Genomic DNA, 25,919 nt, shown 5'->3' with positions numbered 1-25,919 from the left:
CCCAGCGTCTGGTCACCGCTTAGCGTACAGACCTTTGCCAGTTATGGGAGGTAAGTCGAGCGCGGTGACGATGCCCGGGGTGGCGTCGATGACGGCCGGAATCGCGTTCACCACACGGGCTGCCGTGGCCACCAGGCCGGCGTGGTTGTGGTCGCCGTTGGGGCTGCTCAGGCACAGATCCAGTGCGTAGGAGGGTTCGCCGGTGATCTCGATCCGGTAGTTGCCGCCGGGCTGCGCCGGCTGAGGCCAGTCCGGGCAGAGGTCGTCGCGAAGCCGGGTGACGTGTTCGAGGACGACGGCGACCTCACCGTCCTTCATCCCGCGGACCTCGAAACGGATTGCGGCAGTAGTTCCTTCGGCGATGTGGCCGGATGCGATGTCGAAGGCCTCCGGCGCTGGCACGCGCTCGTGGGTCTCGGTCACCTCGTCGAGTTCGATGCCGAGACCGGCGGCGAGCTGACGCACCACCGATCCCCACGCCAGGCTGAGCACGCCGGGCATCAGCAGCATCGGAGTCTCGTCGAGGCTGCCGCCGAACCCCATCACGTCGAACATCACCGTCGCGCTGTCATAAGTGTCGTAGTTGATGATCTCCATGCAGCGGATCTGCTCGACGCTCTGGCAGGTGCCGGCCAGGGCCATCGGCAGGAGGTCGTTGGCAAAGCCGGGATCGATGCCGTTGACGAACACGCTCGCGTTGCCGGCCTTCGCGGCCTCCTCGATCGGAGCCACCATCTCGTCGGGCAGCACTCCCCAGGGGTACTGCAGGAACACCGCGCTGCTGCCGACGACGTTGATCCCGGCGGCCAGGATCCGTCGGTAGTCCTCGAGCGCCTCGGTCAGCCGGTTGTCGGCCATCGCGGTGTAGACCGCGCACTCCGGTCCCGTGGCGAGCACGGCGTCCAGATCGGTGGTGGCCAGCACCCCGGTCGAATCCGGCAGTCCCGCAAGCTCGGCGGCGTCCTTGCCGGCCTTCGCCTCCGACGACACCCACACCGCGGTGAGCTCGAACCGGGGGTCGTTGATCAACTGGGTCAGTGCGTGCCTGCCGACGTTTCCGGTTCCGATGGCGGCGACTCGAATCGTCATGGATGTCCTCTACAGGTCGGGGATGGGCAGATCGAGATTGGGATAGGTGATGCCCCCGTCGACGTCGAGCGTCTTCCCGGTGAGGTAGGCGCCGGCGGGGGAGGCGAGATACACCGCGGCCGCGGCGATGTCGAGGGGATCGCCGAGCCGGCGCAGGGGCGTGGCCTGCTCCATCGGCGTCCGCAGGGAGTCGTTGCTGGCCACGATGTCGAGCGCGGAGGTCAGGATCGAGCCGGGGGCGATGGCGTTGACCCGGATGCGCGGTGCGAGGTCGAGTGCCGAGAGCCGGGTGTAGTGCGCCAGCGCGGCCTTGGCCGTGCCGTACGCGGCGAAACCGCGGCCGGCCAACCGCCCCATGGTGGAGGTGATGTTGATGATGCTGCCCCCGCCGGAGTGCTCGAGCATCAACGGCGCCGCGGCGATGGTGAGCGCGTGGGCGGTGGCGACGTTGAACGCGAACGCGTCGCGCATGTCCTTCGCCGACGTGTTCAGCAGGGCGTTGGGCATCGTGCCGCCGACGTTGTTGACGACGATGTCTAGTCTGTCGAACGCCTCCACCGCCTGGGCGGCGAGCGCGGCGGTGTCCTCGGACCGGGCGAGATCCGCGACGACGATGTGCGCCCGTCGTCCGGTGGCGCCGATCTGCTCGGCGACCTCCTCCAATTGGGTCTGTGTCCGGGCGGCGATCAGCACGTCAGCGCCTGCTTCGGCGAACGCGACCGCCATCGCGGCGCCGAGGCCCCGGCCCGCCCCCGTCACCACTGCCACCTGATCGTCGAGCCGGAAACTGTCCAGAATCACGGGCGTCACGCTAGCAAGCCCGCGGCGACGCCGTGGGTACTTTTTGGAACACGTTCTATTTTGTCGGTGCGGTCCGCGTGGGCCGGTCTCGCATCACCGTCGCCGGACCAGCGAGGAGATGCACGACTGCATCACGGCGAAGAGGAACGCCGTGCTGATGCCGAACAGCATGACGCCGTTGACCGCTTCCAGCGCGCTGATCATCCGCAACCGGGACGGCAACACCAGTCCTGGGATGTCGAGGGTGATCATGGTGCCCAGGGAGTACACCGACGCGTCGGCGAACGAGTCGAACGCACCGAGTAACCGGTACGCCGACGCCCAGAGCACCCCCTCCAGCCCGTGCACCACGGCCAAGACCACGGCGACGAATCCGATGGTGCCGATCACGATCGGAATCGCCCGCTGCGGGTCGAGCGTGTGCTTCTCGAGGCGGGCGCGGATCCTGTGTTCCATGCCGAACGCCATCATCACCACCGCGGTGCTGTGGACGGCGATGGTCAGCACGATGAGCGACAGGCCCACCACCCAGCTCGCCAGGTTCACCCGTTCTCGCCTGCCGGCTTATCTGCAGCGATCCAGGAAGTCGACCGCGGGTTGCTTGATGCTCGTCAGTTCGGCGCGAACCTGCGGGTTGGCGTCCAGATACGTCTGCACCTGCGGTTGCATCTCTTCGCGCGACTGGCCCTCGAGGGTCGCGAAGAAGTCGTTCACCGGCGGGTGGGTGAACAGATAGGCCGACGTGGCCGCGGCAACGCCCGCCCGCACCCCGGCCCAGTCCGCGGGCGTGCAGTTCGGCGGCTTGGGTGACGGTGGCTGAGCGGTGGCAGCAGCGGCGCCGCCGAAGAACATGGCACCGGCCAGTACGCCGGCGCCGACGGCGCCCGCCATGGTGCGTGGCCGAATTCGATTGGGGGACAACATCATGGGTTCTTCTCCTTCATGAGAGCGACGGTTCCGGCGGTTGGGGCGGAGGCGCGGCGTTGCGTCAGCGCCGTCCACCACGTCGGCCCCCGCCACCACCGGGTCGGGGTGCCGGTCCGGGACGGCCGACTCCCGGAGGTCCCGGCGCCCCGATTCCCGGAGGCCCGATCCCCGGAGGTCCGGGAACCGGGATGTCGAGGTCGAGGTTCACATCGACGAGGTCCGGGACGTAGACCGGCAACCATGGATCGACGTACACGGCCGGGGGCGGGGGGTACTCGCAGATCAGCGTGGTGAAGTTCCAGTACATGCCCGGTGGGCACGGCGGCGGTGGCGGTTGGGCGTGAGCGGCCGCCGGTGAGGTGAGTTCCATCAGCGGCAGGCATGCCAACACGACGGCTGACATGGCGCTGCGTCGTAGCCAGGGATTCATGGGGCATCTTCTCTCGATGGGCGATGCGTGAAGTTCTCGGCACTGCGCGCCCGGCGGGGCGTCCTCTCTCGTGTGCTGATCCGAACGGCGGCCCGGACGTGAGCGCCGGATCGGACGAGCAGCAGAACCGCTGACATCAGTGCAACTGATGCGACAGCGCATCGGATAGTGCCCATCGGGGCACGCCGGAGGGCCATTGGTCCTCCGACGCAGGCGGCCCGGACCAGCGCCGGCCGCCGTACCGCTATTTCTTGGCTGCGGCCTTCTTCGCCGGCGCCTTCTTGGCCGCGGTCTTCTTCGCCGCTGATTTCTTGGCGGGGGCCTTGGCCGCCGCCTTCTTCGCGGGCGCCTTCTTCGCCGGCTCCGTCGAGCCGCCCTGTTCCTTGCGCGCCTTGACGCTGGCCTCCAGCTTGGCCAGCAGATCCGAGACGTCCTCGGTGTCGTCGAGTTCGGTGGGCTGTTCCTCGGTGGTGAAGGCTTCGCCGCCCTCCAGCTTGGCCTGGATCAGCTCGTGCAGATGTTCCTGGTAGTCGTCGTGATAGCGGTCGGGGTTGAAATCATCGGTCATCGAGTCGACGACCTGGCTGGCCATCTTCAGTTCGGCGGGTTTGACCTCGACTTCCTTGTCGAGGACCGGGAAGTCGGGATCACGGATCTCGTCGGGCCACAGCAGCGTGTGGATCATCATCACGTCGCGCTTGCTGAAGTCCTTCACGCGCAGCGCGGCGAGCCGGGTCTTGTTGCGCAGCGCGAAGTTGACGATCGCGACGCGATCCGTCTCCATCAGCGTCTTGGCAAGCAGGACATACGATTTCGACGACTTGCCGTCGGGTTCGAGGAAGTAGCTGCGGTCGTACAACATCGGATCGAGGTCACTCGCGGGGACGAACTCGAGCACCTCGATCTCGCGGCTGCGCTCTTCGGGAAGGGTGGAGATGTCGTCGTCGGTGATGATCACCGTCTGGCCGTCGTCGGAGTCGTAGGCCCGTGCGATGTCGCGGTATTCGACCTCTTCGCCGTCCACCTCGCAGACGCGCTTGTAGCGGATGCGCCCGTTGTCCTTGGCGTGCACCTGGTGGAACTTGATGTCGTGATCCTGGGTGGCGCTGTAGACCTTCACCGGCACATTGACCAGGCCGAAGGCGATCGAACCCTTCCATATGGATCGCATCAGCTCAGTATGTCCGAAGACTCGGCCGCGTGGCGGAGGCTGGCGCGGTCGGGAAGGTCGGCGCCGGCACGGGTCACGGTGACCGCCGCGGTGAGCGTCGCGGTCCGGACCGCGGTGGTGAGCGCGTCGGTATCAATGGCGTGCAGCTGCGCGCGCCGCCCCGCGCCGAGCAGATCGAGCGACCACAACGCATCGATCAACCCGGTCATGAACGCGTCTCCGGCGCCCACGGTGTCCACCACCTGCACATTTCCTGCAGGTACCCGGACTTTCCCGGCGCGACACATCGCCACCGCGCCCTCGGCGCCCTCGGTCACCACCACCACCGACGGACCGGCCTCCAGCCAGGCCGCGGCGACCTCCTCCGGCGGCCGCTCGGGCTCCAGCCATCGCAGGTCCTCGTCGCTGACCTTGACGACATCGGCCCGCTCGAGCAACCGGTCGATGCGGGACCGTGCCGCATCCGCATCGTCGATCAGGGCGGGACGGATGTTCGGATCGAAGGTGATCGTCGCCGACGGACGGTACGTCTCGACCAGTGCCGCGGTGGCGAGGCAGCCGGGCTCGAGGACGGTCGCGATCGACCCGGTGTGCAGCACCGCCGGGGGTCCCGCCTCGGGCGTACCGCTGAGCCGCCAGTCGATGTCGAAGGTGTAGGTGGCCCGCCCGGCGGGGTCCAGCATCGCCCGCGCCGTCGGCGTCCGCTCGGCGGACAGGCTACCCGAAACCAACTGCACGCCAGAGGCTTCGACGTACTCACGGATCCGCTGTCCGCGGGAGTCGGCTGCGATGTGGGTGAGGAAGTCGACCGGCCTGCCCAGCCGCCCCAACCCGACCGCGACGTTGAGGGGGCTGCCGCCGACGTACTCACCGGTGACGTTCCCGTCGCGCTCGACGATGTCGATCAGCGCCTCGCCGATGACCAGTGCCCGCATCGTGTCGACGCTACCGGTCGGGGAACGGGTAATACCGTGATGTGGTGGATCGTGTGGGCCGGGTGAAGCTGACCAACCCGGACAAGGTGCTGTACCCGGCGACGGGGACCACCAAGGCGGAGATCTTCGACTACTACGTCGAGGTGGCCGACGCGATGCTGCCGCACATCGCCGGACGCGCGGTGACCCGCAAGCGCTGGCCCAACGGTGTGGCCGAGGGCTCCTTCTTCGAAAAACAACTGGCCTCCTCGGCACCGGAGTGGCTGGACCGCGGCACGATCGCGCACAAGTCGGGCACGACCACCTATCCGGTCATCGACACCGTCGAGGGGCTCGCGTGGATCGCGCAGCAGGCCGCGCTGGAAGTGCATGTGCCGCAATGGCGCTTCGTCGATCACAAGGTGGGCCCCGCGACGCGCATCGTGTTCGATCTCGACCCCGGCGAGGGGGTGTCGATGCGGCAACTCTGCGAGGTCGCCCACGAAGTTCGCGACCTCATCTCCGACATCGGCCTGCGCACGTACCCGCTGACCAGCGGCAGCAAGGGGCTGCATCTCTACGTCCCGCTCGACGACCCCATCAGTTCGCGCGGCGCGTCGGTGCTCGCCAAACGCGTGGCCGTGCAACTCGAGCAGACGATGCCCACGAAGGTCACCGCGACGATGACGAAGAGCCTGCGCGAGGGAAAGGTCTTCCTCGACTGGAGCCAGAACAACGCGAACAAGACGACCATCGCGCCGTATTCGCTTCGCGGACGGGATCATCCGACGGTCGCCGCACCGCGCACCTGGGACGAGATCGCCGATCCCGAGCTGCGCCACCTGACCTTCGACGAAGTGCTCGACCGGCTGGACCGCGACGGGGACCTGCTGGCCGACCTCGATCCGGCGCTGCCCGCACCCGATCGGCTCACCACCTACCGCGGGATGCGCGACACGGCGAAGACCCCCGAGCCCGTGCCCGCCGACGCGCCGCGGGTCGGCGCCAACGACGCGTTCGTCATCCAGGAACATCATGCGCGTCGGCTGCACTACGACTTCCGGCTGGAACGTGACGGTGTCCTCGTCAGCTGGGCGGTGCCGAAGAACCTGCCCGACACCCCGTCGGTGAACCACCTCGCCGTGCACACCGAGGACCATCCGATGGAGTACCTGACCTTCGTGGGCGAGATCCCCAAGGGTGAGTACGGCGGCGGCGAGGTCTACATCTGGGACACCGGCACCTACGAGACCGAGAAGTTCAACGACAACCCGCCCGACGGTCCCGCCCGCGGCGGCGAGGTCATCGTCACGCTGCACGGGGCGAAGATCGAGGGCCGCTACGCACTGATCCAGACCGACGGCAAGAACTGGTTGGCGCACCGGATGAAGGACCAGAAGCGCGCCGCGTTCTCCGAACTGCTTCCGATGCTGAGCACCGAGGGATCGGTCGAGCGACTTCCCGAGAAGCAATGGGCGTTCGAGGGCAAGTGGGACGGATACCGGGTTCTCGTCGAGGCGGACCACGGCACACTGGCCGTCCGGTCCCGCCGCGGCCGCGACGTCACCGCCGAGTACCCCCAATTCCAGGCGGTGGCCGCCGATCTGGCCGATCACCATGTCATCCTCGACGGGGAGGCGGTGGCTCTCGACGAATCCGGCGTCCCCAGCTTCCGCGAGATGCAGAACCGCAAGCGGTCCACCCGGGTCGAGTTCTGGGCCTTCGACATCGTCTTCCTTGACGGCCGATCGCTGATGCGGGCCAAGTACGCCGACCGCAGGCGGCTGCTCGAGGCGCTCGCCGACCAGGGCGGGCTCATCGTGCCCCCGCAGATCGACGGTGACGGCGCCGCCGCGCTGGCCTATGCGGCGGACAAGCGTTGGGAGGGGGTGGTCGCCAAGAAGCGGGACTCCACCTACCAGCCCGGACGTCGGTCCGCGGCGTGGGTCAAGGACAAACTGTGGAACACCCAGGAGGTGGTGATCGGAGGCTGGCGCGAGGGAAACGGCGGGCGCACGAGCGGTCTGGGTGCGCTGTTGCTCGGCATCCCCACCGAGGACGGCCTGCAGTTCGTCGGCCGGGTCGGCACCGGCTTCACCGAGAAGGAACTGGCCTCGCTCCGCACGATACTCGAGCCGCTGCGCACCGACGAATCACCCTTCGCCACAACACTTCCCAAACAGGACGCCAAGGGTGTCACCTTCGTCCGTCCGGAGCTGGTCGGCGAGGTCCGGTACAGCGAGCGCACGGGCGACGACCGGCTGCGCCAGGCGAGTTGGCGGGGTCTGCGGCCGGACAAGGAACCCGACGAGGTCGCATGGGAATCACCGCGGTAGATGCCCTATCGCAGGGAGCGCTCTCCCGAAGCGGGTTGTCACAGCGTGCTAGTGTGAGAGCTCCTCGCTAGTACAGCGTGCTAGTGCTGGCTTCCTGAAACGAATAGGCGCAGCAGAGTTGACTTCACCTTCTGATACGACGTCCCGGTTGTCCACGTGGCGGCCGTTCGGCCGGCTCGCATTGGTCGCCGGAATCCTCTTCTCGCAACTCAGCCGGTTCAGCGTGAGAACCAAGCTCAACGCCGCGCTCGCGTGCCTGCTGGCCTCGATTGTCGCGGCTGGGTGCAGTGGTGCCGTACAAGAGGTTCGCGACGTCGACCCCGTCGGATCCGTCGTCGACCCGACAATCCGCCGGCTCATGGCCGAGCACGCCATCCCCGGCATGGCCGTCGCCGTCATCGTCGATGGAAAGCCGCACTTCTTCGACTACGGTGTCGCATCTAAGAGCGAGGGTGCGCCCGTCGACGACGACACGCTCTTCGAAGTGGGGTCGTTGAGCAAGACCTTCACCGCCACGCTGGCCGGTTACGCCCAGGCGCGAGGGACACTTTCATTGTCCGACCCCGCCAGCACCCATTGGTCCGCTCTGCACGGCACGGCGTTCGACCGCATCAGCATGCTGCAGCTCGGAACCTACTCGGCCGGCGGATTGCCACTGCAGTTCCCGGCCGAGGCAGATACTCCCGAATCGATGCTCGGCTACTTCCGGCACTGGGACCCGTCCTATCCGCCCGGAAGTCGACGGCTGTACTCGAACCCCAGCCTGGGGCTGTTCGGCTACCTGGCGGCACGAAGCCTGGGCGGCAGTTTCGCCGATCTCCTGCAGAACACGCTGCTGCCCCAGCTGGGTCTCGACAACACCTACCTTCAGATTCCGAGCAACGAAATGGCTCATTACGCGCAGGGATACACGAAGACCGGCGCACCGACACGGGTGACACCCGGTGCCTTGGACGCCGAGACCTACGGCATCAAGACGACCACGCACGATCTCGTCCAATTCGTCACCGCCGCCATGCAGCCCGAGGGTCGAGATGACCCATGGCGCCGCGCGATCGAGACAACGCAAACCGGCTACTACCGGGTGAACGGCATGACACAAGGCCTGGGATGGGAGATCTACCCACAGCCCGTCACCGAAACCGCCTTGATCGCAGGTAATTCCGATGCCATGGCCTCCCAGCCACCGCCGATCGAGTGGCTGGACACACCGTCTCCCCCTGATCCGTCGGCACTGTTCAACAAGACCGGTTCCACCAATGGTTTCGGTTCCTACGTCGCCTACATCCCTCAGAAGCGCCTCGCGGTCATTCTGCTGGCCAACAAGAACTACTCGAACAGCGCACGTGTCGATGCCGCGTACCGGATTCTGGACAGCGTTGGCCACGTGGCGGAATGACCACGGCGCTCGGCGATGGAGATCGTCTCTTTCCGTGGTGGTTCACGTTCTGCGCTGCAGGATGCTGTCAGCGGCGATGCGGAGCGTATGGGCCTCGAGGGATAGCCGTTCACGGTCGCCGGGGAGGGCACGCTCGAAGGAAAGTCCATTGATCACGGTGTTGAGGAACCGCGCCTGCGCATCGAGATCGCCGGACGCGAGTGCTCCTTCGTCGCGCAAGGTGCTGAGCCACCGCGCGATGTAATCCAGGGTGAGGCGTTCGAGCGCGAGAAAGGCATGGGTCGCGTCCGCGGACGGTGGCGATGCGACGTACGCGTCGTGGAGTGCGCGCCAGTGCTCGCGTGCCCGCTCGCCCGTACCCACCTGTGACAGCAGCAGCTGCAAGCAGGCCACGAGACGGTCGCCCGGGTCCCTGGTGGTGTCGTGCATCGGGTCGTCGGGGATGTCGAGTTCGTAGAGTCCGGCGATGACGGTGTCGATCAGCGCCTGCTGCGTGGGGAAGAAGTGGCGGAGCGAGCCGGTGCTGACCCCGGCGCGCGCGGCGACGGCGCGCACACTCAGCCGGGAGGTCGGATCCTCTCCGAGCATCGTCGCCGCGGCGATCAGGATCTTTTCTCGCGTGCTGTGTTTCGTCGGCTCGCTCATCGGGTCGGCACCTCCCCTCCGTTCTTAGCACACTGTGCTACTTTGTGGACGGAACTAGTACAGTGTACTAGAGCTCAGTCGATCCGACGTCGGTGTGGCTCCGAGAAGCAGGTGAGAGTTCGGCTGCCGACCCGTGCGTGACGACACGACCATGGAGATATCGCATGCGGCTCGCGCCGACGGCAAGCGAGATGAGCGAAATCACCGAGCGCGCAGACGAATACGTCCTCGTTACGTGCTGACACCACGCCGATCATCGAAGGGGCAGACGATGAACACCAAGACCCAGTGCTGGATCCTGCGAGGTGATGATCCCGTACCCATGCCGCGGGTCCCGGTCGGCGTCGAGTATCACCGCGTGTACGCGGGAGCGCCTCGCGGCATCCTGCGTGGCATCGTGGCCATCGCGTTGCTGGTGATCGGGATGATCGGCTTCGCAGTGCTTCTGGACGCGATGTCGGTGATCGTCGACCGGGAGTTGTTCGGTCGCTCCGGTCCCTCGACACCTCTGAAGCAGGCCGCCGGCGCGCTGTCATTGGCCTTGTTGATCCCGTACTGCATGCTTCTTCAACGTGTGCTTTACGGCGTGCCGCCGAGGTCGTTGCACTCCGTTTCGGGGTGCTTCCGCTACGGAGTGTTCGGTCGAGCACTGCTGGCGTTCGGACCCCTGGTACTGATCGCGGTCGCCGTCGTCGTTGTGGGCGAGAGTGGCAGCGTTCCCTGGGCGACTGCGGATCTCGTGGCGTTCTTCGTCATCGGCATGGTGCTCATCCCGCTTGCTGCAGCCGGTGAAGAGTATGGACTCCGCGGCCTGATGTTTCGTGTCCTCGGCGGCTGGGCGCCGAGCGCGCGCTCCGGCGCGATCCTCGGCATCGTCGGGACGACGGTGCTGTTCTCGCTCGCCCACGGCACGCTCGATCCGTTTCTGCTGACGTCCTACCTTCTCCTGTTCTCGTCGACGGCGATCGTCACGTGGCGCACCGGCGGTCTCGAGGTCGCCGTCGTCCTCCACGGCGTCTACAACGTTGCGTTCCTCGTGCTCGGCACGACCCTGCACCTCGACATCGGTGCCCAGCTCGCGAATCGAGGTGACGCGGTCGGCTCGGCGGCGAACCTGGTGCCGAGCGCCGCGCTGGTCGTCATCACCGCGACGGTGTGGTGGATGACCCGCACGAGTGGACCTGCGCGCACGCCTGCGGCCCACCCGGCGGCGGGGCCCGAGCAGTGAGCCCGAGCTGGAACGAACGGCGGCTCGCCAGACGTGTGAAGCCAGGCGACGGGCGCCCGCTCAAGCCCTTCCGCTGGTGGCAGATGACGCGACGATCGGTGATGTCGATTCCACTCCCGGTTGACGGCCGACACGTCCTGCACACCATCGAGGTGAAGCACGGTGGCGACGCTCAAACTGGCGTCGTCACGGCGGGGCTCTACCTCGATGGGCAGCTCCGGGCACAGTCGAAGGTTCCCGCTCGATTCCCCGTCGCGCACGGCCACATCGAGGTCCGCACCAGCCAGGTCGGCCTGCGGCGCTGCCATTTCGTTGCCGACGACGGCACCGAGCGCCGACTCGATCCCGATCCGAAGTCCGCTGAGGGGCGGCGTATGCGTTTCGCACACGAGCATCCCCTCGCGAGTGGGTTCATCGGTGCGGTCTCGGTGCTGATGTTGCTCATCGGAGTAGGGCTCAACATGCTGCAGGCCGCAGGGCCGATTTCCGAGATTCCCCTCCTTGCAGAGAAATTCGGAACCTTCGAGTCGCCTCTGCATCTTCCGGTATGGCTCAACCTCGCGTTGGGATTCGGCGCGGTGGTCGGCGCCATGGAACGGGCAATGGGCATGCGCCACCACTGGCTACTCGACGGAGGTGCCGGCACCTGAAACTCGGACGGCCTGAGTGTCAGTTCGGTGCCGGTTGTCGAGAATGACTTTGCCCACGGTGCGCCCGGATTCCATGAGCTCGTGGGCGCGAGCGGCCTGCGCGATGGGCACGATGGTGTCGACCACGACCCGGACGGCGCCGCTGTCGAACAGCGGCAGCACATCTCGCGTCACCCCGGCGATGATCTCCGCCTTCTGATGAGCGGGCCGGGCTCGCAGCATCGTCGCCGTGACACTGGCCCGCTTGGACATCAGCAGCCCGAGGTCGAGCGGTGCCGGTGCGGTATCGCCGCCGATGATCGCCAGGTGCCCGTCGGGGGCGAGGCATTCGACGTTGCGGGCGAGATAATCCGCACCGACCACATCCAGGATCGCGTCGACTCCGCGGCCCCCGGTCGCGGCCAGCGTCGCCGCGACGAAGTCCTCGGAGCGATAGTCGATTGCGACGTCTGCTCCCATCTCGAGGCCGGCACGCGTTTTGGTCGGGCTTCCTGCGGTGGTGATGACGCGCGCCCCGATCGCCGAGGCCCATTGGATCGCGAAGGTGCCGATGCCGCCGCCCGCGCCGTGGATCAGCACCGTCCGGCCTGCGGTCAGCCGGGCGACCATGGCGAGGTTGGAGTAGACGGTGGCGGCGACCTCGGGGACGGCCGCCGCCTCGATGTCGCTGAGGCCGGCGGGGATTCGCATCACCTGGGTGGCGGGCACCGCGACTTCGTCGGCGTAGCCGCCGCCGTCGAGCAGCGCGCACACCCTGTCGCCCACCGACCAGGCCGTCACATCAGCACCGAGGTCGGTGATCGTGCCTGAGCACTCCAAGCCCAGGGGGCGCGGCGCCCGCGCCGGCACGGGATACCGACCCCGACGCTGCATGAGGTCGGCGTTGTTGACGCCGGCGGCGGCCACCCTGATCACCACCTCGCCGGGGCCAGGTCGTACCGGATCCACGGGCCGCCAGCGCAGGACATCGGGTGGACCGGGACGGTCGAACAACACTGCTGATGTCATCTCAGTTCCGTTCTCTCCCTGAGGGAGTCAGTCACGCGGTCACGGTCGAACGTGCCGCCGCCCAGCGGGCGATGCTCTGCGCGTACCGCGGCGTCTCGACTCGGCAGTGCTGTCCCGATGCTTCTTGGCGAGCCTTCGCGGCCTCGGTGAAGGTCTGTCCCTGCGCGCCGATGAACTGCAGGAAGCTCTCGGTGGGGTGCGACGTCACCGTGTTGGTGTAACGGCAGCGGTCGCCGTCGAGCCTCTCCATGCGCAGTTCCCAGATGACCTGCGTGGTGGTCCATCCCGAGGGAGTGAGGACGTCCGACAGCGACACCATCTTGCAGTAGTGCGGTTCTGCCACCTCGAATCGGTATTGCTGGATCACCAGGCCCGTGCCGATCATCTCGACGTTGATGGACATCGGTGTCCCGTCGTCGTCCACGGTGTAGCCGGCGGCCTTGTGATCGCCCGGTGCGCAACGTTGGTATTCGTGTGTCGGGAGGGTCTTCAGCCACGCGGCGATGTCGACGGCATCGAAGTCCACCGTGACATCGGCGGTGACGACCGCATGCGAAAGAACCAGATCGTCGCGAACATCGTTCTCCATCAATGACTCCTGCCGTAGAAGGTCGCTTGGTGCCGGCCGTCGCGGACTCTGCGATGAGGTGGCGTACCGACGTGTCCAGCTTGTCTGCGCGGGAGTGGGGCCCACAATGACGCTGTCACGACCCGTCAGGTAGTGCTAGCCCCCACCCCGCCGACTCGTCAGCTGCCGTAGAGGTGCAGCGCACGGGCTGCGGTGGTGGCGATGTCGCCGCTCAAGCCGACGATCGGCGGGCCGCCGGGTTGATGGATCACGTTCGACAGCACGATCACGTAGGTGTCCGACCCGGGGTCCAGCCACAGCGATGTCCCGGTGAAGCCGGTGTGGCCGAAGCTCCCCACCGGAAAGACGGTGCCGCGCGGGCGGGAATGGGCGGTGTCGATATCCCAGCCGAAGCCGCGCAGATCCTGTCCGGGTATCGCGGGATAGTGCACCGCCGCGGCGTCTTCGGCGTTCGCCGCATCGATCTGGCCCGCGGCGTGCCCGGGCTGCTGCGGGCTCGTCATCAGCTGTGCGGCTGACTGCGGCAAAGGGTACTCGCTCGGACGGCCGGCGAGCCGGTCGAGCAGGGCCTGTGCGTACAGTCCGATGTCGCCCACGGTGGAGAACACGCCGGCGCTACCGGTGGCGCCACCCATCCGCCGAGCCGTTGGGTCGTGAACGGTGCCGCGCAGCAGATACCCGTAATCGGGGTTGAGGCCCGGGGTGTCGCCGTCGTGGGCGGTGGGCGCGATGCGGGGCAGCAGATCGGTACTCCATGTCCCCGCCGGACACTCGCGTGCCGGGGACGCCTTCGGGTCGATGATCACGGCGGTGCCCCGCATCCGATGCGGGCCACAGGCTTTGGTGGCGGGGAGGTATCGGGTGTCGCGCATGCCCAGGGGGCCGAAGACGTTGTCTCGGGCGTACACGTCCACCGTCTGACCGGTGAGCTTCTCGACGATCGCGCCGAGGAGGATGAAGTTGATGTCGGAGTAGTGGAAGAGCTGTCCCGGTTCGAACACCACCCACGCACCCAGCGCACGGTGGATGCCGTCGGCCTTGTCGGCCCGGTCCAGTCCCCACGGCCCGTCGAGGCTCAGATCCCCGGCGATCCCGGACGTGTGGGTCAACAACATGCGCAGAGTCACGCGGGCCCGCCGGGGATCGGCGAGTGGATTGAAATCCGGCAGGTATGCCTGCACCGGGTCGTCGACGCGCAGGCGCCCCTGTTCGGACAGCTGCATGATCGCCGGCGCCGTCGCGAGGCTCTTCGTCAGCGATGCCAGGTCGAACATCGTGTCCTCGGTCATCGGCTCCGCAGGCGCCGGCGAGCCGTCCAGTCCCGGTTCGCCGTCGAGCTTGCGTTGACCGAAGGCCCTGCGGAACACGATCTTTCCCGCATGCCCGATCTGGACCACCGCCCCCGGCAGTCGGTGCGCGGCGATCGCATCGGTGACGAGGTCGGCGACGGGTGCGAGCTCGGGGACAGGTGTCACCGGCGGCGGCGGAACGGCCGACGGCGAGCTGCTCGGCGGTGTCGTTGTCGTGGACGTGCGGGTCGCCGATGGTGGCTGCGCTGCCGGCCCGCAGGACGGCGCGGCGGCGAGGGTGAGCAGCACCGCCGCCGCGACGCCGACCCGAGCGTGGCGCGACCGTGGCACCGTCACCCCGTCGACGGTAGCCGCTCGCATGTCAGCGATCGCGTCGCGGCGAGATCATCGCCGTCCGGACCGACATCCCGACGTCCCGGTGGCGCAGCGTCGTGATGCGGCGACCCGGCTGCACGGCCTGCTTCACCGCTGTCGTGCGCTCACCGAGAAACGCGGCGGTGGCGTCGATGTCGGTGACCACGTAGGTGATGCCCCACAGCGTCGCGGGACCCGAACCGGCGGTTCCCGGCGATCCGACCACCTCGATGACGACGTCGGAGAAGCGGAAGAAGATCTGGCGGATCGGCCGTCCGCCGATCTCGGCGTCGCGTTCCCGGCGCGGGTGCACGCCGAGGGCGACCAAGGCCCGGACCGTGCGGTCGAGGTCGGGCGACATCAGAACGACGTGGTCGATCGCGGTGACGCCGTTGGGATGCGCGGCCGGCGCAGGCGCGTCGGCCTGCGAACTGGCCGTGGGGATCCCGTCGACGTCGGCCGGCCGGCTGCCGGGCGGCAGGCCGCGCAGGGTCCATCCGACGATTCCCGAGCCGCGGCTGCGGCCGATCAGCCGGACGCGCACACCGCCGACGCGGCAGACGTGGTCGACGTCCGAATCGACGTCCGAATCGACACGGAATCCGGCCCGCGTCCACGCCTCGGCGGGGTCCGCGATGTGCAACGACTCGATTTCCAGGCTCACGGCGTCGCTCCAATCCACGGCTGTCGGTACCCGCGCCTAGCTTCGGGGGCATGAGAGACAGCGGTGCGGTGGCCGACGTCGTGGCGACGCCTGAACTGCTCGAGCAGATGCTGCGGCGGAAGCCGCCGTGCTGGCCGTGGGCCGCCTTCGCGTCGGTGCTGTTCCAGCACTGGGCGGCGCTCGAGGCGCGCAAGGTGAGCCAGGTGCTCGGCGGCCCGGCCGGCCCACCGACGGGCCGGCTCGACACCGGAGCCGAGGTCGCGGCTTTCGTCGCCCATCGTGTGCGCGCCGTCGACGAGATCGTCAGGGAGGCTGATGCGTTCCTGCGTTCCCCGACGTTCCTGGCGGTGTTCGGGGCGCCGGAGGACGACGGGACCGCCGACGGCCCGGGCATCGTGCGGGTCGGCCGGCGCGTGAGCGGCTACTACGAGCGGCTGCTCGAACTCGCCGAGGACTGCCGGCGCCAGGCGGTGACCGACCACGATGCGCCCTTGCTGGCCGACTGCATCCGGTTCGTCAATCAACCCCTGCAGGACTTCGGCGGTCTCATCAACGACGTCCTGGAACGATTGGAACACCAGCAGAAGCGGGTGGTGTCGGGCCGTCGTCCTCTGACGTACACCCCGCTTTCGCTGCAGGTCACCACCGACGACGTGCTGGTGTGGTCGATCCTGGACCGCCTGATCGACTGACATGGCGCGCTCAGGCGAGGGCGCCCAGCGCAGCCTGCATGCCCCGGGTGGCCAGCACGTCTGCCAACTCGTTGTCGCCGACGCCCGAGTGCCCTTTGACCCAGAACCACTCGACGCGGTGTCGCGCGCAGGCCAGCTGCAGCCGCTGCCACAGGTCGACGTTCTTGACCGGCTGCTTGGCCGCGGTCATCCAGCCGTTGCGTTCCCAGCCGACCACCCACTTGGTGATCCCGTTCCGGACGTAGGTGCTGTCGGTGTAGAGGTGCACCGACATCGGGCGGGTGAGCGCTTCGAGCGCCATGATGGGCGCCGTCAGTTCCATCCGGTTGTTGCTCGTCTGGCCGGGTTCACCCCCGCACATCTCGCGGACGTGCTCGCGGTGACGCAGCACTGCGCCCCAGCCGCCCGGGCCGGGGTTGGGTCGGCACCCACCGTCGGTGTGGATCACCACGGGCTCGGAGGTCATGCGCCGAGGATAGGCACCGGCGCCAACGGGTGGCTCGGCGACTCGCCGACCGATGCCGCGTCAGCGCCTCAACTCGGCGTCTCGGCGCGCGCACGGACCGCCGGGGCCACCCAGTCACTCAGGTAGGCGCGCAGCCCGTCACCCCGACGCGCCGGGCCGCCGGGATCGACGATGAACGACTGCAGCGTCCGGAGCATGAACTCGACGAGCCCGTCCAGCTTTTCGCCGTCGAAACCTGCTGCCGCCCAATCGATGTCGTATCTCTGCAGGATGGAGCGGCCGAAGCCGATCGCGACGTCGGAGGTCACGCCCGCGGTGAAGGCCGACGCCTTGCCCGGTTCGACCACCAGGCGCAGGTAGCGGTCGTGCGAGAGCTGTTCGAGCGTGTAGGCGATTCCCTCGACGACGGCCTGCGTCGGATCGCTGATGGCGCCGAGCTGCCCGGCGAGCCGATCGAGGAAGGCGTCGATCGACGACAGTGCCGTCGCTGCCAGCAGCGCTTCCTGGGTGGGGAAGTAGCGGTACACCGTCTGCCGGGTGATGCCCAGGGACTGCGCGACCGTCGAGATGGTCACGGGCTGGCCGTCGTCGATCGCCCGGCGGGCTGCGTCCAGGATGCGGCCGGCCGCCTCCTCGTCGTTGCGCGGGATGTCACCCGACCACCCGTGCCTGCGCATGCCCCGATCGTCGCATGACACCGTTCCGGATCTTGACAATACATTCTCTTGGAGTTGTATGGTCAGAAGTCATGAGCCTCCTGTCCGGATTGCCGGCCCCCTGCGACGACGACGTGCTGACCCGACGGGCGCTCGCGCACGCCCGCGCCCGCACCACGGATATGGCCGACCGTGAACTGCGCGTGCCGCTGCACTACTACCGCGACCCGAAGATCACCGACGTCGAGGAATCCCAGATCCTGCGCCGCGTCCCGCTGGCCATCGCGCCGTCGGCGCAACTGCCGCAGCCGAACGACTTCCTCGTCCGGTCCGTGCTGGGAACCTCACTGCTGGTCACCCGCGACCGCACCGGCGCCAGCCGTGTCCTGCTGAACTACTGCCGCCACCGGGGCGCCATGCCGGCCTGTGGAGCGGGCAACGCGTCGCGCTTCGTCTGCCCGTACCACGCGTGGACCTACAGGAACACCGGCGAGCTGTTCATGGTCCCGGGCCGGGCGGGCTTCGACTCGATGAACCAGAAGGACTACGGACTGGTCGAATTGCCGTCGCAGGAGAAGTACGGGTTCATCTGGGCGGTGCTGACCGCCGACGGGGCGATCGACGTCGACGCCCACCTCGGCACCGTCGGCGCCGAACTCGCCCGGTGGGACTACCCGTCCTACGGCTACCACGCCGACCGGGAATTCCAGTCCGATGTCTCGTGGAAGGGCGCGCTCGAGGCCTTCGCCGAGGGATACCATTTCCCGTTCGTGCACGGCGAGAGCCTGATCGGTCAGAACACGCTCGCCAACACCGCCGTCTACGACGAGTACGGTCGGCACCACCGCATCGGCTTCCCGTTCACGTGGATCGCGAACCTCGACACCGATGCGGCCGCACCGCGGGACCCGTTGACCAACATGGGGATCGTCTACTGGATCTACCCCAACCTGATCCTCGCCAACAGCCCTGTGGGCGTGGAGATCATCGACATCCTGCCCGCCGGTGAACCGACCCGCTGCACCGTCCGGCACAGCTGGATGGCCCGCGTCCCCGCCCACGACGACGACATGCGTGCTGTCTACGACGCCGTCTACGACGGCGTGCACGCCGCCGTGCGCGACGAGGACTTCGCGATGCTGCCGCAGTGCGGGCAGGGCGTGCGCCACGGCCAGCACGACCATATGATCATCGGCCGCAACGAGATCGCCGTTCAGCACATGATCAAGGTGTTCGCCGGCGAGTTGGGCGTCGCGCTCTCCTGAGCGCGTCAGTCCGTGTCGTCCTTCTTGTCCTTGTCGTGCTTCTCGTCGTTGTCCTTGTCGTCGTCGGACCGGTCGGAATCCTCGGAGTCCTTGTCGTCCGACGTGTCGTCCGAGTCCTCGGACTCACCGTCGGAGTCCTTGTCCGACGACGAAGCGACCAGTTCGAGCACCGCCCAGTGACTCGGCGAGAGCAGTACCGACCACTTGCCTTCCTCGCGGCCCAACTTGAGCACACCGTCGTCGAGCTCCCAGACGGTGTCGTCGTCGTGCGTGGATTCCTGCCCGTCGCTGTACGTGAGTTTGAATGCCATGGGCGCTGAATGCCCGAACGGCGTTCGTGTTAACCGCGCGATCTGCGCTGCAGCAATGCGGAGACCGTCAGGACCGCGATGCCGGCGACGGCGAGCACGGCTCCGGCTGCTGCAGGCGCCGTGTAGCCCAGGCCCGCGGCGATCACCAGACCGCCCACCCAGGCGCCGCTCGCATTGCCGATGTTGAGCGCCGAGTGGTTCAGCGCCGCGGCGAGTGTCTGCGCGCCGTGCCCGACGTCCATCAGCCGGGTCTGCAACGCCGGCCCGACCGCAGACCCCGAGGTGCCGATGGCGAAGAGGACGAGAAGTGCGGTCCACGGATTGTGCGCCGCCGCGACGAACAGCGTCAGCGCCACGGCGAGTGCCCCGAGCGACATGTACAGCGCCCGTATCACCGAACGGTCGGCCAGGCGACCGCCGACGAGGTTGCCGCAGAACATTCCGAGACCGAACACCATGAGCGCCAACGGGATCAGAGGCCGGGGCAGACCTGCGACGTCGGTCATGGTGGTCGCGATATAGGTGTAGACGGCGAACATCCCGCCGAAGCCGATCATGCCGACGAGAATCGCCAGCCACACCTGAGGGCGGCGCAGCGCGCTCAACTCGGCCAGCGGACTCGTCGACTGCATCGTCTGCAGGTGCTTGGGAAGCCAGCACCACAGCGCGGTCAGCGTGACCACCCCGATGCCGACGACGAGGCCGAAAGCCGCGCGCCAGCCCAGGGATTGGCCCAGCCACGAGGCCATTGGCACACCGAGGACCGTCGCGATGGTCAACCCGGACATCACATGCGCGACGGCCTTGGCCCGGTTCTGCGGCCCCATCAGATGGGCTGCCGCCAGCCCGGCCACGCCGAAGAACGCGCCGTGCGGCAGGCCCGCGGCGAAGCGGGCGAGGATCAGCGTGTCGTAGGAGGGTGCCACCATGCTGGCCAGGTTGCCGAGGGTGAACACCGCGATCAGTCCGAGCAGGAGCTTGCGCCGCGCCATGCGTGCCGTCAGCGCGGCGATGGCCGGAGCGCCCACCACCACACCCAGCGCGTAGGCCGAGATGATGTGGCCGGCTTTGGGTTCGGAGACCCCGAAGCTCGTCGCGATGTCGGGCAGCAGGCCCATGGAGACGAACTCGGTGGTGCCGATGCCGAAGCCGCCCAGGGCGAGCGCCACCACGGCCAGCCAGCGCACCACCGGATCGGGTGCGACCACGGCCACCGGGCCGACAGGACGTTCTTGCATGACGGTCACAGCGCGCGCTCCCTTCGAACGGTCGGCGTACTCAGCGTGACGGACACCGCGGCGAGGCGTCCGATGCGGTTCCAGTCGCGGCGCCGCACCGCATCGCGGGGCGCCAGCCAGTCGGCGATCACGCACCCGACATTGGGCGCCGCGAGGTATCCGGACAGATCGGCGGGGGTGAGACCGCCGGCGGCCGCGAAGCGCGCCCCGGGCGCGAAGGCGGCCAACGCCGCGAGGTGGCGCAGACCACCGAGCGCGGCGGCCGGATGCAGCACCATGTCGGAGTAGCCCTCGTCGAGGACCTCGATGGCGTCGAGCACCGTCGCGACACTCGGTAGGTGGGGCAGTTCGGCGGCGCGCATCGCGATCCGCAGCGCCGGGTCCGCCGCCGTCGCGACCAGGAATTCGGCGCCCGCGGCGCGGGCGAGCGCAGGCTCCCCGGCGGCGGTCAGGGCACCGGCTCCGACGACGATCTGCGGCGACTCCGAGCGGATGCGCTCGATCGCATCCCACACGGCCGGCGCATCGACAGCGATCTGCACCAGCGGCAGCCCTGCCTCGGCGATGGCGTCCGCGGCGCGCGCCGCAGCGAGCGGACTTCCTGCGCTGCGCATGCTGATCACGGGCATCACCGGGGCGACGTCCAACAACGATCTCGGCTCTCTCACCCCGATCACGATAGGTGCGTATTCGGTACTTCTCAACGCGACTTCTGCATTTTAAAAGCAAAAGTGGTTCGGGTTACGCTGCGCAGATGGCACTGTTGCGCACCGCCCCGGTGACCGCTGTGGGTGACCTGTATGCCCTCATCAGGGACAAGCGCGCCATCAGCCGCGCGGAGATCGGGGCGCTCACAGGAATGTCGCGCACCGCGGTGGCCGCGCGGGTGAGGGAACTCACGGCGCGCGGACTGGTCGTCGAGCAGGATCAGGCGCCGTCATCGGGCGGGCGGCCGGCCACGCTCGTGTCGTTCAACGCCGACGCCGGAATCGTCCTGACCGCTGCCATCGGTGGCAGTCGCGCGCGGCTGGCGGTGTGCGATCTGGCCGGCGACATCCGCGCGGCCGCCGACATCGACGAGGAGCCCGGCTTCGGTCCCGGTGACCTCATGCCGACGGTGGCGGCGCGGCTCGAGGCGCTGCTCGACGAGTCCGGTCACCGCGGCACGCGGATCTTCGGTATCGGGATCAGCCTGCCCGGCACGGTGGATGCGCAGCGCGGCTGCAGTCTCGATTCGCCGGTGCTGACCGGGTGGGACGGCGTGCCGCTCGCCCCGTACTTCGCCGCGCTCGGCGGGGCGCGCGTGGTGTTGGGAAACGACGCCAACGCGTTCGCCCTCGCCGAGTGGCGTGCCGGCGCCGGCCGCGGGCTGGACGACGTCCTGGTGATCAAGGCGTCCACGGGTCTGGGAGCCGGCATCGTGGCCGGTGGTGCCCTGCAGCGCGGGGCGCTCGGCGCTGCAGGGGAATTCGGACACGACAAGACGGCGGCCGCTGACGGGGTGCCGTGCCGGTGCGGCGACGTGGGGTGCCTGGAGGCGGTCGCCGGCGGCTGGGCCCTGGTGCGGGCGCTGAACGACGAGGGCAGGACGGTGCGCAGTCTGCGCGACGTCGTGGATCTGGCCCACAGCGGAGATGCGCTGGCTCGCAGGCTGATTCGTGAGAGCGGCCGGCACGTCGGCGAGGTTCTGGCCGGCGCGGTGAATCTGCTCAATCCCGCGGCGCTGGTGGTGGCCGGCGACGTCGCGGGCGCCTACGACATCTTCGTCGCCGGGCTGCGGGAGACGTTGTACGGCAACGCCACTGCGCTGGCCACCCGAAGCCTGCAGATCGTGCCCTCGCACCACGGCGACCGTGCCGGCGTCATCGGAACGGCCATGATGGTGCTCGACGACGTTCTCGCTCCCGGCGTCGTCGGCGCTCCGGTGTGACGGGGGTCAGCGCGGGGCGCGTCCCAGGAACGTGTGCACGATGTTGCGCTGCCAGCCCGGCACCGTCAGGCTGTGCACGTCGACGAAACCGTTGCGCTGCAGACGGTTCCGAAAAGCTCCGGCGCCGTCGAACTCGTTGACGCTGGTGCGCAGGTACCGGTAGAGGCTCGCGTCCCCGGAGCGCAGCCGCCCGGCCGGGATGATGATCGCCGCGCACACCGCGTTCCAGATGACGCCGGCGAGCCGGGAATCCCGCACCGAGTACTCGTGGGCCGCGAAGACGCCGCCGGGCCGCAACAGCGCCCGCAACTCCTGCAGCACCGGGTCGGGGTCGGTCAGGTTGCGCACCAGGTATGCGGCGAGGATGCCGTCCAAGGGGCCGCTGACCCCGGCGTCGGCGAGGCCCTCGGCGCGGCTGTGCACGAAGCGCACCGAGTCGGGCCACTGTTTCGCCCGGGCCTGTGCCAGCATCCCCGCCGATCCGTCGACGCCGATGATCTCGGCCTGCGGCGCCACCTGGAGCAGGGCCGCAGTCGACAGGCCGGTGCCGCAGCCGATGTCCAGCAGCCGCAGGCCGCGCCCCTGGTCGGGGATCTGCATGCGTTGCGCCGACAACAGGAGGTGCTCGTTGTAGCCGGGGTTGGCGCCGACGAGGCCGTCGTAGGCGCCGGCTCCCGCATCGAACGCATCCGGAACGTCGTACACGCCGCGTGTCATCGGCCGAACACTACCCAGTTTGCGGCGCGAACATGCAGAACAGGTATCGACGGCAACGTCAGACCTTCGCGATCACGTTCTCGGCGAACATCTCGAGGTTGCGCACCTTCGTGTCCAGCGGTTCGGTGTCCGGTCCGGTGATGTACGGGATCCGGAATCCGACGATGACGTCGGTGACGCCCTTGTCCTGCAGCCGCTTGATGCCGTCGGGGGTGTAGGCGTCGATCGAGATGACGTGGATCTGGAAATCCGGGTCGTCGGCGGTGCCCTGTTCCTCGCGGAACCGGGACAGCTTGGCCAGCAGGGCGTCGAGTTCTGCCGGGTCGCCGCCGCCGTGCATCCAGCCGTCGTTGCGTGCGGCGCGGCGCAGCGCGGCGTCGGCGTGCCCGCCGATGAGGATCGGGACCGGCCGGCTCGGCGCGGGCGTCATCTTCGTCTTGGGGATGTCGTAGAACTCGCCGTGGTATTCGAAGTACTCGCCGGTGGTCAGGCCCTTGATGATGTCGATGCACTCGTCCATCCGCTTGCCGCGCCGCGCGAACGGCACGTTCAGCAGCTCGTAGTCCTCCGGCCACGGGCTGGTGCCGACGCCGAGGCCCAACCGGTTGTCGAACAGCGCGGCCAGCGAGCCGGCCTGCTTGGCCACCAGGGCCGGCGGCCGGATCGGCAGCTTGAGCACGAAGTGGTTGAAGTGCAGCGTCGTCGTCACGGCGCACAGCGCGGCGGTCAGCACGAACGATTCGATGAAGGCCTTGCCGTCGAGGAACTCGCGGCTGCCGTCGGGCGTGTACGGATAGGTCGAGTCCGATTCGAACGGGTAGGCCACGCTGTCCGGAATGGTCATCGCGTGGTACCCCGCGGCCTCGGCGGCCTTGGCCAGAGGTACGTAGTACGTCGGATCGGTCATCGCCTCTGCAAAGGTGAACCGCACATCGCCTCCTGCTCGTCGCTGACCGAATACTAGAACGTGTTCCAGAACGGCGGGACGGCGATCGTCTTACAGGAGTGGAACGTCGATATCGGTCCCGGCGAGCGCGAACGGCGGCGACCCGGTGCCCGTCACGCTGTATCCCGCCTGCGGTGTGCGCTCGGTCAGGCGCGCGCGGGCCGTTCGACCGTCCACCGCGACGTCCACGTCGTGGGGGAGCTTCACGCCCTCTAGGTCGGCGAAAACCGTTCCGCGCCAGTGGTATCGACCGTCGATCGGCTCCATCCGGCCGGTCAGCCGCACTCGGGTCGCGTGATCGCACCCGTCGACGGTGACGGTGGCGGGCCCGTCGTAGACCTCGTCGTCGTCCCCGACGGCGGACTGCACCTCGAACGCCGACGGGATCTTCGCCCCCACGGCGCGCCAGTAGCGGCCGCTGCGGTGGTCTCGCGGCCGTCCCCGATCGGCGAACATGCGCTGGGTGGCCGCCCGGACCTCGATGCGTGATCCGTCGGTGCGGTCCAGGTGCTGCAGGCACTTGGCGATGTAGCTCTTCTGCGCCGCGGTGTCAGGGCCGGTGAGCAGGAAGTAGTTGGGGACACCGTGGACGGCCACCCCGAGGTAGGGCTCGAGCGCGCCGGCGGACGCCGGCGCCGAGGCGGGCAACGTGCCGTCGGTCGAGATCAGCACCCGTGCGGTGCGGCCGCCGGCGGTCCAGGTGTGGGTCTGCTCGTCGAAGTGGGCGTCCACCGCTGCGCTGACGTACATCACCGTCTCGATCACAGGAAGCCGCTGCGCTTCCACACCCGCCGGGCGATGGGCCCCATCAGGCCGACCTCGCCGAGGAACGCGGCGAGCGGAGCGAAGCCGAGCACCTGGACCTCGTGGCGGTGCGGACTGGTACGCGCGATGCGCCGGGCCTCACGCGCGTCGAGGCCCACACGCGCGTACTGCACGCGGTTGGTGAACAGGTGCCGGAAGAACAGCCCGCCGGCGCCGTGGATGTTGGCCACCCACAGTCGCGACAGCCGCCCCATGTGGGGGGCACGCTTGCGCAGTCCGTCACGGGCGAACTGGATGTGGCGGGCCTCCTCGGTCACGTGGATGCGCATCAGCCGTTGCACGAGCGGCTGCAGTTCGGGGTCGTCCATCATCTGCCGCTGCAGCGAGTCGAAGATCTCCTCGCCCACGAGCGCGGCCACCCACAGCAGGGAGCCCTGGAACGCGAACGGCAGTGCGTTGATGATGACCCGCTGATACCGCCTGGGCCGCACCGGCTTTGCGCCGATGCGATCGATCGCCTTGCCGAACATCACCATGTGTCGGGTTTCGTCACCGAGTTCGGTCAGCTCGTAGTGGGTGGCGCGGGCCGTGGGGTCCTGGTGCATCATCTTGCGCAGCAGCGCCTGGTTGAGGATGTTCTCGAACCAGATGCCCGCCGACAGTGTGTTGGCGAGTTCCTGTCGGGACAACTCGATCTGCTGCTCCCGAGTCATGCTGTCCCACAACGGTGTTCCGTACAGCGACACGGTCTTCGGTGGCAGGAAGAACTTGTCCGGATCCAGCGGTGCGTCCCAGTCGATGTCGACGACGGGTGCGAAGGACTTCTTGACCGACCCTTTGAGCAGGCGGTCGGCGAACGCGTCACGCGTCGGGGCAGCGGTCTGGGGTGTTGCTGGAGCGGACATCTCGAGCGTCCCTTCGTCGTGGTGCCCTCGACGGTAGGGAGCCGCGCAGCAACATGTCAATACCCTCGGTACCGCATACTTGCGGTACTGGTCGGATCGCCGGGCCGCGAGGCATGATGAAGCCTGTGACGCCGTTCCTTCTGCGCGCCGCGCTCACCGGGGTGGCGCTGTGGGTCGTGACGCTCGTCGTCCCCGGTATCGCCTTCGTCGGCGGCGACTCGACCGCGGCGCGGGTCGGGATCATCTTCGTCGTGGCGGTGATCTTCGGGCTGGTCAACGCCGTCATCAAGCCCATCGTGCAGATCATCTCGATCCCGCTCTACATCCTGACGCTGGGTCTGTTCCACATCGTGATCAACGCGTTCATGCTGTGGATCACGTCGTGGATCACCGAGCACACCACGCACTGGGGCCTGTTCATCGACGACTTCTGGTGGACGGCGATCTGGGCCGCGATCGTGCTGTCTGTCGTGAGTTGGCTGCTCTCGCTGATCGTCAGGGCAGACTGAGAGG

General features: G+C 68.2%; 29 protein-coding genes. 8 read left to right on the top strand and 21 right to left on the bottom strand.

All coding sequences use genetic code 11. The features are described from left to right. Positions 1-12 precede the first annotated feature (12 nt). From MCHLDSM_RS32545 to MCHLDSM_RS32520, 7 genes are all read right to left on the bottom strand, one after another. Positions 13-1,089 carry an NAD(P)H-dependent amine dehydrogenase family protein gene (locus MCHLDSM_RS32545; RefSeq protein ID WP_048473824.1) on the bottom strand — a complete coding sequence of 359 codons (1,077 nt, stop codon included), beginning with the start codon at positions 1,087-1,089 and terminating at the stop codon, positions 13-15. 9 nt (positions 1,090-1,098) lie between these two features. Then, positions 1,099-1,890 (bottom strand): SDR family oxidoreductase, encoded by a 792-nt coding sequence (locus MCHLDSM_RS32540; RefSeq protein WP_048473823.1) that lies wholly within the window; start codon positions 1,888-1,890, stop codon positions 1,099-1,101. 93 nt (positions 1,891-1,983) lie between these two features. After that, positions 1,984-2,436 (bottom strand): hypothetical protein, encoded by a 453-nt coding sequence (locus tag MCHLDSM_RS32535; RefSeq protein ID WP_048473822.1) that lies wholly within the window; start codon positions 2,434-2,436, stop codon positions 1,984-1,986. Between the two features lie 18 nt (positions 2,437-2,454). Beyond that, a complete protein-coding gene (locus MCHLDSM_RS32530) occupies positions 2,455-2,817 on the bottom strand; it encodes a heme-binding protein (protein WP_048473821.1) in 363 nt (120 codons plus the stop codon). Positions 2,818-2,878: 61 nt separating this feature from the next. Further along, complete coding sequence (locus MCHLDSM_RS36755; RefSeq protein WP_234714263.1) at positions 2,879-3,220, bottom strand: hypothetical protein; 342 nt, start codon at positions 3,218-3,220, stop codon at positions 2,879-2,881. A 271-nt stretch (positions 3,221-3,491) separates the two neighbouring features. After that, the gene (ku, locus tag MCHLDSM_RS32525) at positions 3,492-4,418 is read right to left on the bottom strand and encodes a non-homologous end joining protein Ku (RefSeq protein ID WP_048473820.1); all 927 of its coding nucleotides are present in this window, start codon (positions 4,416-4,418) and stop codon (positions 3,492-3,494) included. Beyond that, positions 4,418-5,353: a carbohydrate kinase family protein gene (locus MCHLDSM_RS32520; protein ID WP_048473819.1), complete on the bottom strand. Its 936-nt coding sequence runs from the start codon at positions 5,351-5,353 to the stop codon at positions 4,418-4,420. The genes ku and MCHLDSM_RS32520 overlap by 1 nt, the downstream gene beginning before the upstream one ends. A gap of 41 nt (positions 5,354-5,394) precedes the next feature. On the opposite strand from MCHLDSM_RS32520, the gene MCHLDSM_RS32515 reads away from it, so the two are divergent. Further along, on the top strand, positions 5,395-7,668 hold the full coding sequence (locus MCHLDSM_RS32515; protein ID WP_048473818.1) for an ATP-dependent DNA ligase: 2,274 nt from the start codon (positions 5,395-5,397) through the stop codon (positions 7,666-7,668). Between the two features lie 223 nt (positions 7,669-7,891). Then, a complete protein-coding gene (gene ampC / locus MCHLDSM_RS32510) occupies positions 7,892-9,067 on the top strand; it encodes a class C beta-lactamase (RefSeq protein WP_063840667.1) in 1,176 nt (391 codons plus the stop codon). 42 nt (positions 9,068-9,109) lie between these two features. Here the strand turns inward: ampC and MCHLDSM_RS32505 are convergent, their stop codons facing one another. Then, entirely contained in the window at positions 9,110-9,712 is a 603-nt protein-coding gene (locus tag MCHLDSM_RS32505; protein ID WP_048473817.1) for a TetR/AcrR family transcriptional regulator, read from the bottom strand. Between the two features lie 271 nt (positions 9,713-9,983). On the opposite strand from MCHLDSM_RS32505, the gene MCHLDSM_RS32500 reads away from it, so the two are divergent. Together MCHLDSM_RS32500 and MCHLDSM_RS32495 are read left to right on the top strand one after the other, a co-directional pair. Beyond that, positions 9,984-10,940 carry a CPBP family intramembrane glutamic endopeptidase gene (locus tag MCHLDSM_RS32500; RefSeq protein WP_048473816.1) on the top strand — a complete coding sequence of 319 codons (957 nt, stop codon included), beginning with the start codon at positions 9,984-9,986 and terminating at the stop codon, positions 10,938-10,940. Next, a complete protein-coding gene (locus MCHLDSM_RS32495; protein ID WP_048473815.1) occupies positions 10,937-11,590 on the top strand; it encodes a hypothetical protein in 654 nt (217 codons plus the stop codon). The genes MCHLDSM_RS32500 and MCHLDSM_RS32495 overlap by 4 nt, the downstream gene beginning before the upstream one ends. Here the strand turns inward: MCHLDSM_RS32495 and MCHLDSM_RS32490 are convergent. The 4 genes from MCHLDSM_RS32490 to MCHLDSM_RS32475 form a co-directional block, all read right to left on the bottom strand. Beyond that, on the bottom strand, positions 11,564-12,598 hold the full coding sequence (locus tag MCHLDSM_RS32490; protein WP_048473814.1) for an NAD(P)H-quinone oxidoreductase: 1,035 nt from the start codon (positions 12,596-12,598) through the stop codon (positions 11,564-11,566). The two genes, MCHLDSM_RS32495 and MCHLDSM_RS32490, sit on opposite strands and share 27 nt — an antisense overlap. Before the next feature lie 31 nt (positions 12,599-12,629). Further along, on the bottom strand, positions 12,630-13,187 hold the full coding sequence (locus tag MCHLDSM_RS32485) for a hypothetical protein (RefSeq protein WP_048473813.1): 558 nt from the start codon (positions 13,185-13,187) through the stop codon (positions 12,630-12,632). Positions 13,188-13,345: 158 nt separating this feature from the next. After that, a complete protein-coding gene (locus MCHLDSM_RS32480) occupies positions 13,346-14,833 on the bottom strand; it encodes a serine hydrolase domain-containing protein (RefSeq protein ID WP_048474167.1) in 1,488 nt (495 codons plus the stop codon). A gap of 25 nt (positions 14,834-14,858) precedes the next feature. After that, positions 14,859-15,515 carry a VOC family protein gene (locus MCHLDSM_RS32475; protein WP_048474166.1) on the bottom strand — a complete coding sequence of 219 codons (657 nt, stop codon included), beginning with the start codon at positions 15,513-15,515 and terminating at the stop codon, positions 14,859-14,861. Positions 15,516-15,565: 50 nt separating this feature from the next. Between MCHLDSM_RS32475 and MCHLDSM_RS32470 the strand changes: the two genes are divergently transcribed. Further along, on the top strand, positions 15,566-16,207 hold the full coding sequence (locus tag MCHLDSM_RS32470) for a hypothetical protein (protein ID WP_048473812.1): 642 nt from the start codon (positions 15,566-15,568) through the stop codon (positions 16,205-16,207). 10 nt (positions 16,208-16,217) lie between these two features. Here MCHLDSM_RS32470 and rnhA read toward each other — a convergent pair whose 3' ends face one another. Both rnhA and MCHLDSM_RS32460 read right to left on the bottom strand, forming a co-directional pair. Further along, complete coding sequence (rnhA, locus tag MCHLDSM_RS32465; protein WP_048419968.1) at positions 16,218-16,673, bottom strand: ribonuclease HI; 456 nt, start codon at positions 16,671-16,673, stop codon at positions 16,218-16,220. A gap of 68 nt (positions 16,674-16,741) precedes the next feature. Beyond that, positions 16,742-17,350, bottom strand: a complete 609-nt coding sequence (locus MCHLDSM_RS32460; RefSeq protein WP_048473811.1) for a TetR/AcrR family transcriptional regulator — start codon at positions 17,348-17,350, stop codon at positions 16,742-16,744. Between the two features lie 71 nt (positions 17,351-17,421). On the opposite strand from MCHLDSM_RS32460, the gene MCHLDSM_RS32455 reads away from it, so the two are divergent. Further along, positions 17,422-18,594 carry an aromatic ring-hydroxylating oxygenase subunit alpha gene (locus MCHLDSM_RS32455; RefSeq protein WP_048473810.1) on the top strand — a complete coding sequence of 391 codons (1,173 nt, stop codon included), beginning with the start codon at positions 17,422-17,424 and terminating at the stop codon, positions 18,592-18,594. A 5-nt stretch (positions 18,595-18,599) separates the two neighbouring features. Here MCHLDSM_RS32455 and MCHLDSM_RS32450 read toward each other — a convergent pair whose 3' ends face one another. The 3 genes from MCHLDSM_RS32450 to MCHLDSM_RS32440 are packed head-to-tail and all read right to left on the bottom strand — an operon-like array spanning position 18,600 to position 20,811. After that, complete coding sequence (locus MCHLDSM_RS32450) at positions 18,600-18,905, bottom strand: hypothetical protein (protein ID WP_048473809.1); 306 nt, start codon at positions 18,903-18,905, stop codon at positions 18,600-18,602. A 29-nt stretch (positions 18,906-18,934) separates the two neighbouring features. Continuing rightward, positions 18,935-20,143 (bottom strand): MFS transporter, encoded by a 1,209-nt coding sequence (locus MCHLDSM_RS32445; RefSeq protein ID WP_048474165.1) that lies wholly within the window; start codon positions 20,141-20,143, stop codon positions 18,935-18,937. A gap of 5 nt (positions 20,144-20,148) precedes the next feature. Next, positions 20,149-20,811, bottom strand: coding sequence for a ketohydroxyglutarate aldolase (locus MCHLDSM_RS32440; protein ID WP_053083164.1), 663 nt, complete (start codon positions 20,809-20,811; stop codon positions 20,149-20,151). Positions 20,812-20,897: 86 nt separating this feature from the next. Here MCHLDSM_RS32440 and MCHLDSM_RS32435 point away from each other — a divergent pair, with 86 nt between their 5' ends. Then, positions 20,898-22,073 carry an ROK family transcriptional regulator gene (locus MCHLDSM_RS32435; RefSeq protein WP_048473807.1) on the top strand — a complete coding sequence of 392 codons (1,176 nt, stop codon included), beginning with the start codon at positions 20,898-20,900 and terminating at the stop codon, positions 22,071-22,073. A gap of 6 nt (positions 22,074-22,079) precedes the next feature. On the opposite strand, the gene MCHLDSM_RS32430 is transcribed toward MCHLDSM_RS32435, so the two are convergent. From MCHLDSM_RS32430 to MCHLDSM_RS32415, 4 genes are all read right to left on the bottom strand, one after another. After that, positions 22,080-22,790, bottom strand: coding sequence for a class I SAM-dependent methyltransferase (locus MCHLDSM_RS32430; protein ID WP_048473806.1), 711 nt, complete (start codon positions 22,788-22,790; stop codon positions 22,080-22,082). A gap of 58 nt (positions 22,791-22,848) precedes the next feature. Beyond that, positions 22,849-23,721: an LLM class flavin-dependent oxidoreductase gene (locus tag MCHLDSM_RS32425; RefSeq protein WP_048473805.1), complete on the bottom strand. Its 873-nt coding sequence runs from the start codon at positions 23,719-23,721 to the stop codon at positions 22,849-22,851. A gap of 66 nt (positions 23,722-23,787) precedes the next feature. Continuing rightward, positions 23,788-24,501: a DUF4873 domain-containing protein gene (locus MCHLDSM_RS32420; RefSeq protein WP_060937642.1), complete on the bottom strand. Its 714-nt coding sequence runs from the start codon at positions 24,499-24,501 to the stop codon at positions 23,788-23,790. Then, positions 24,498-25,406 carry an AurF N-oxygenase family protein gene (locus MCHLDSM_RS32415; RefSeq protein WP_048473804.1) on the bottom strand — a complete coding sequence of 303 codons (909 nt, stop codon included), beginning with the start codon at positions 25,404-25,406 and terminating at the stop codon, positions 24,498-24,500. Before MCHLDSM_RS32415 ends, MCHLDSM_RS32420 begins: the two co-directional genes overlap by 4 nt. Before the next feature lie 125 nt (positions 25,407-25,531). Here MCHLDSM_RS32415 and MCHLDSM_RS32410 point away from each other — a divergent pair, with 125 nt between their 5' ends. Beyond that, on the top strand, positions 25,532-25,915 hold the full coding sequence (locus MCHLDSM_RS32410) for a phage holin family protein (protein ID WP_048473803.1): 384 nt from the start codon (positions 25,532-25,534) through the stop codon (positions 25,913-25,915). The last annotated feature ends 4 nt before the right edge of the window (positions 25,916-25,919 follow it).

Source organism: Mycolicibacterium chlorophenolicum (assembly GCF_001044235.1).
Classification (GTDB): domain Bacteria; phylum Actinomycetota; class Actinomycetes; order Mycobacteriales; family Mycobacteriaceae; genus Mycobacterium; species Mycobacterium chlorophenolicum.
This window is presented reverse-complemented; position numbering and strand designations above follow the sequence as displayed.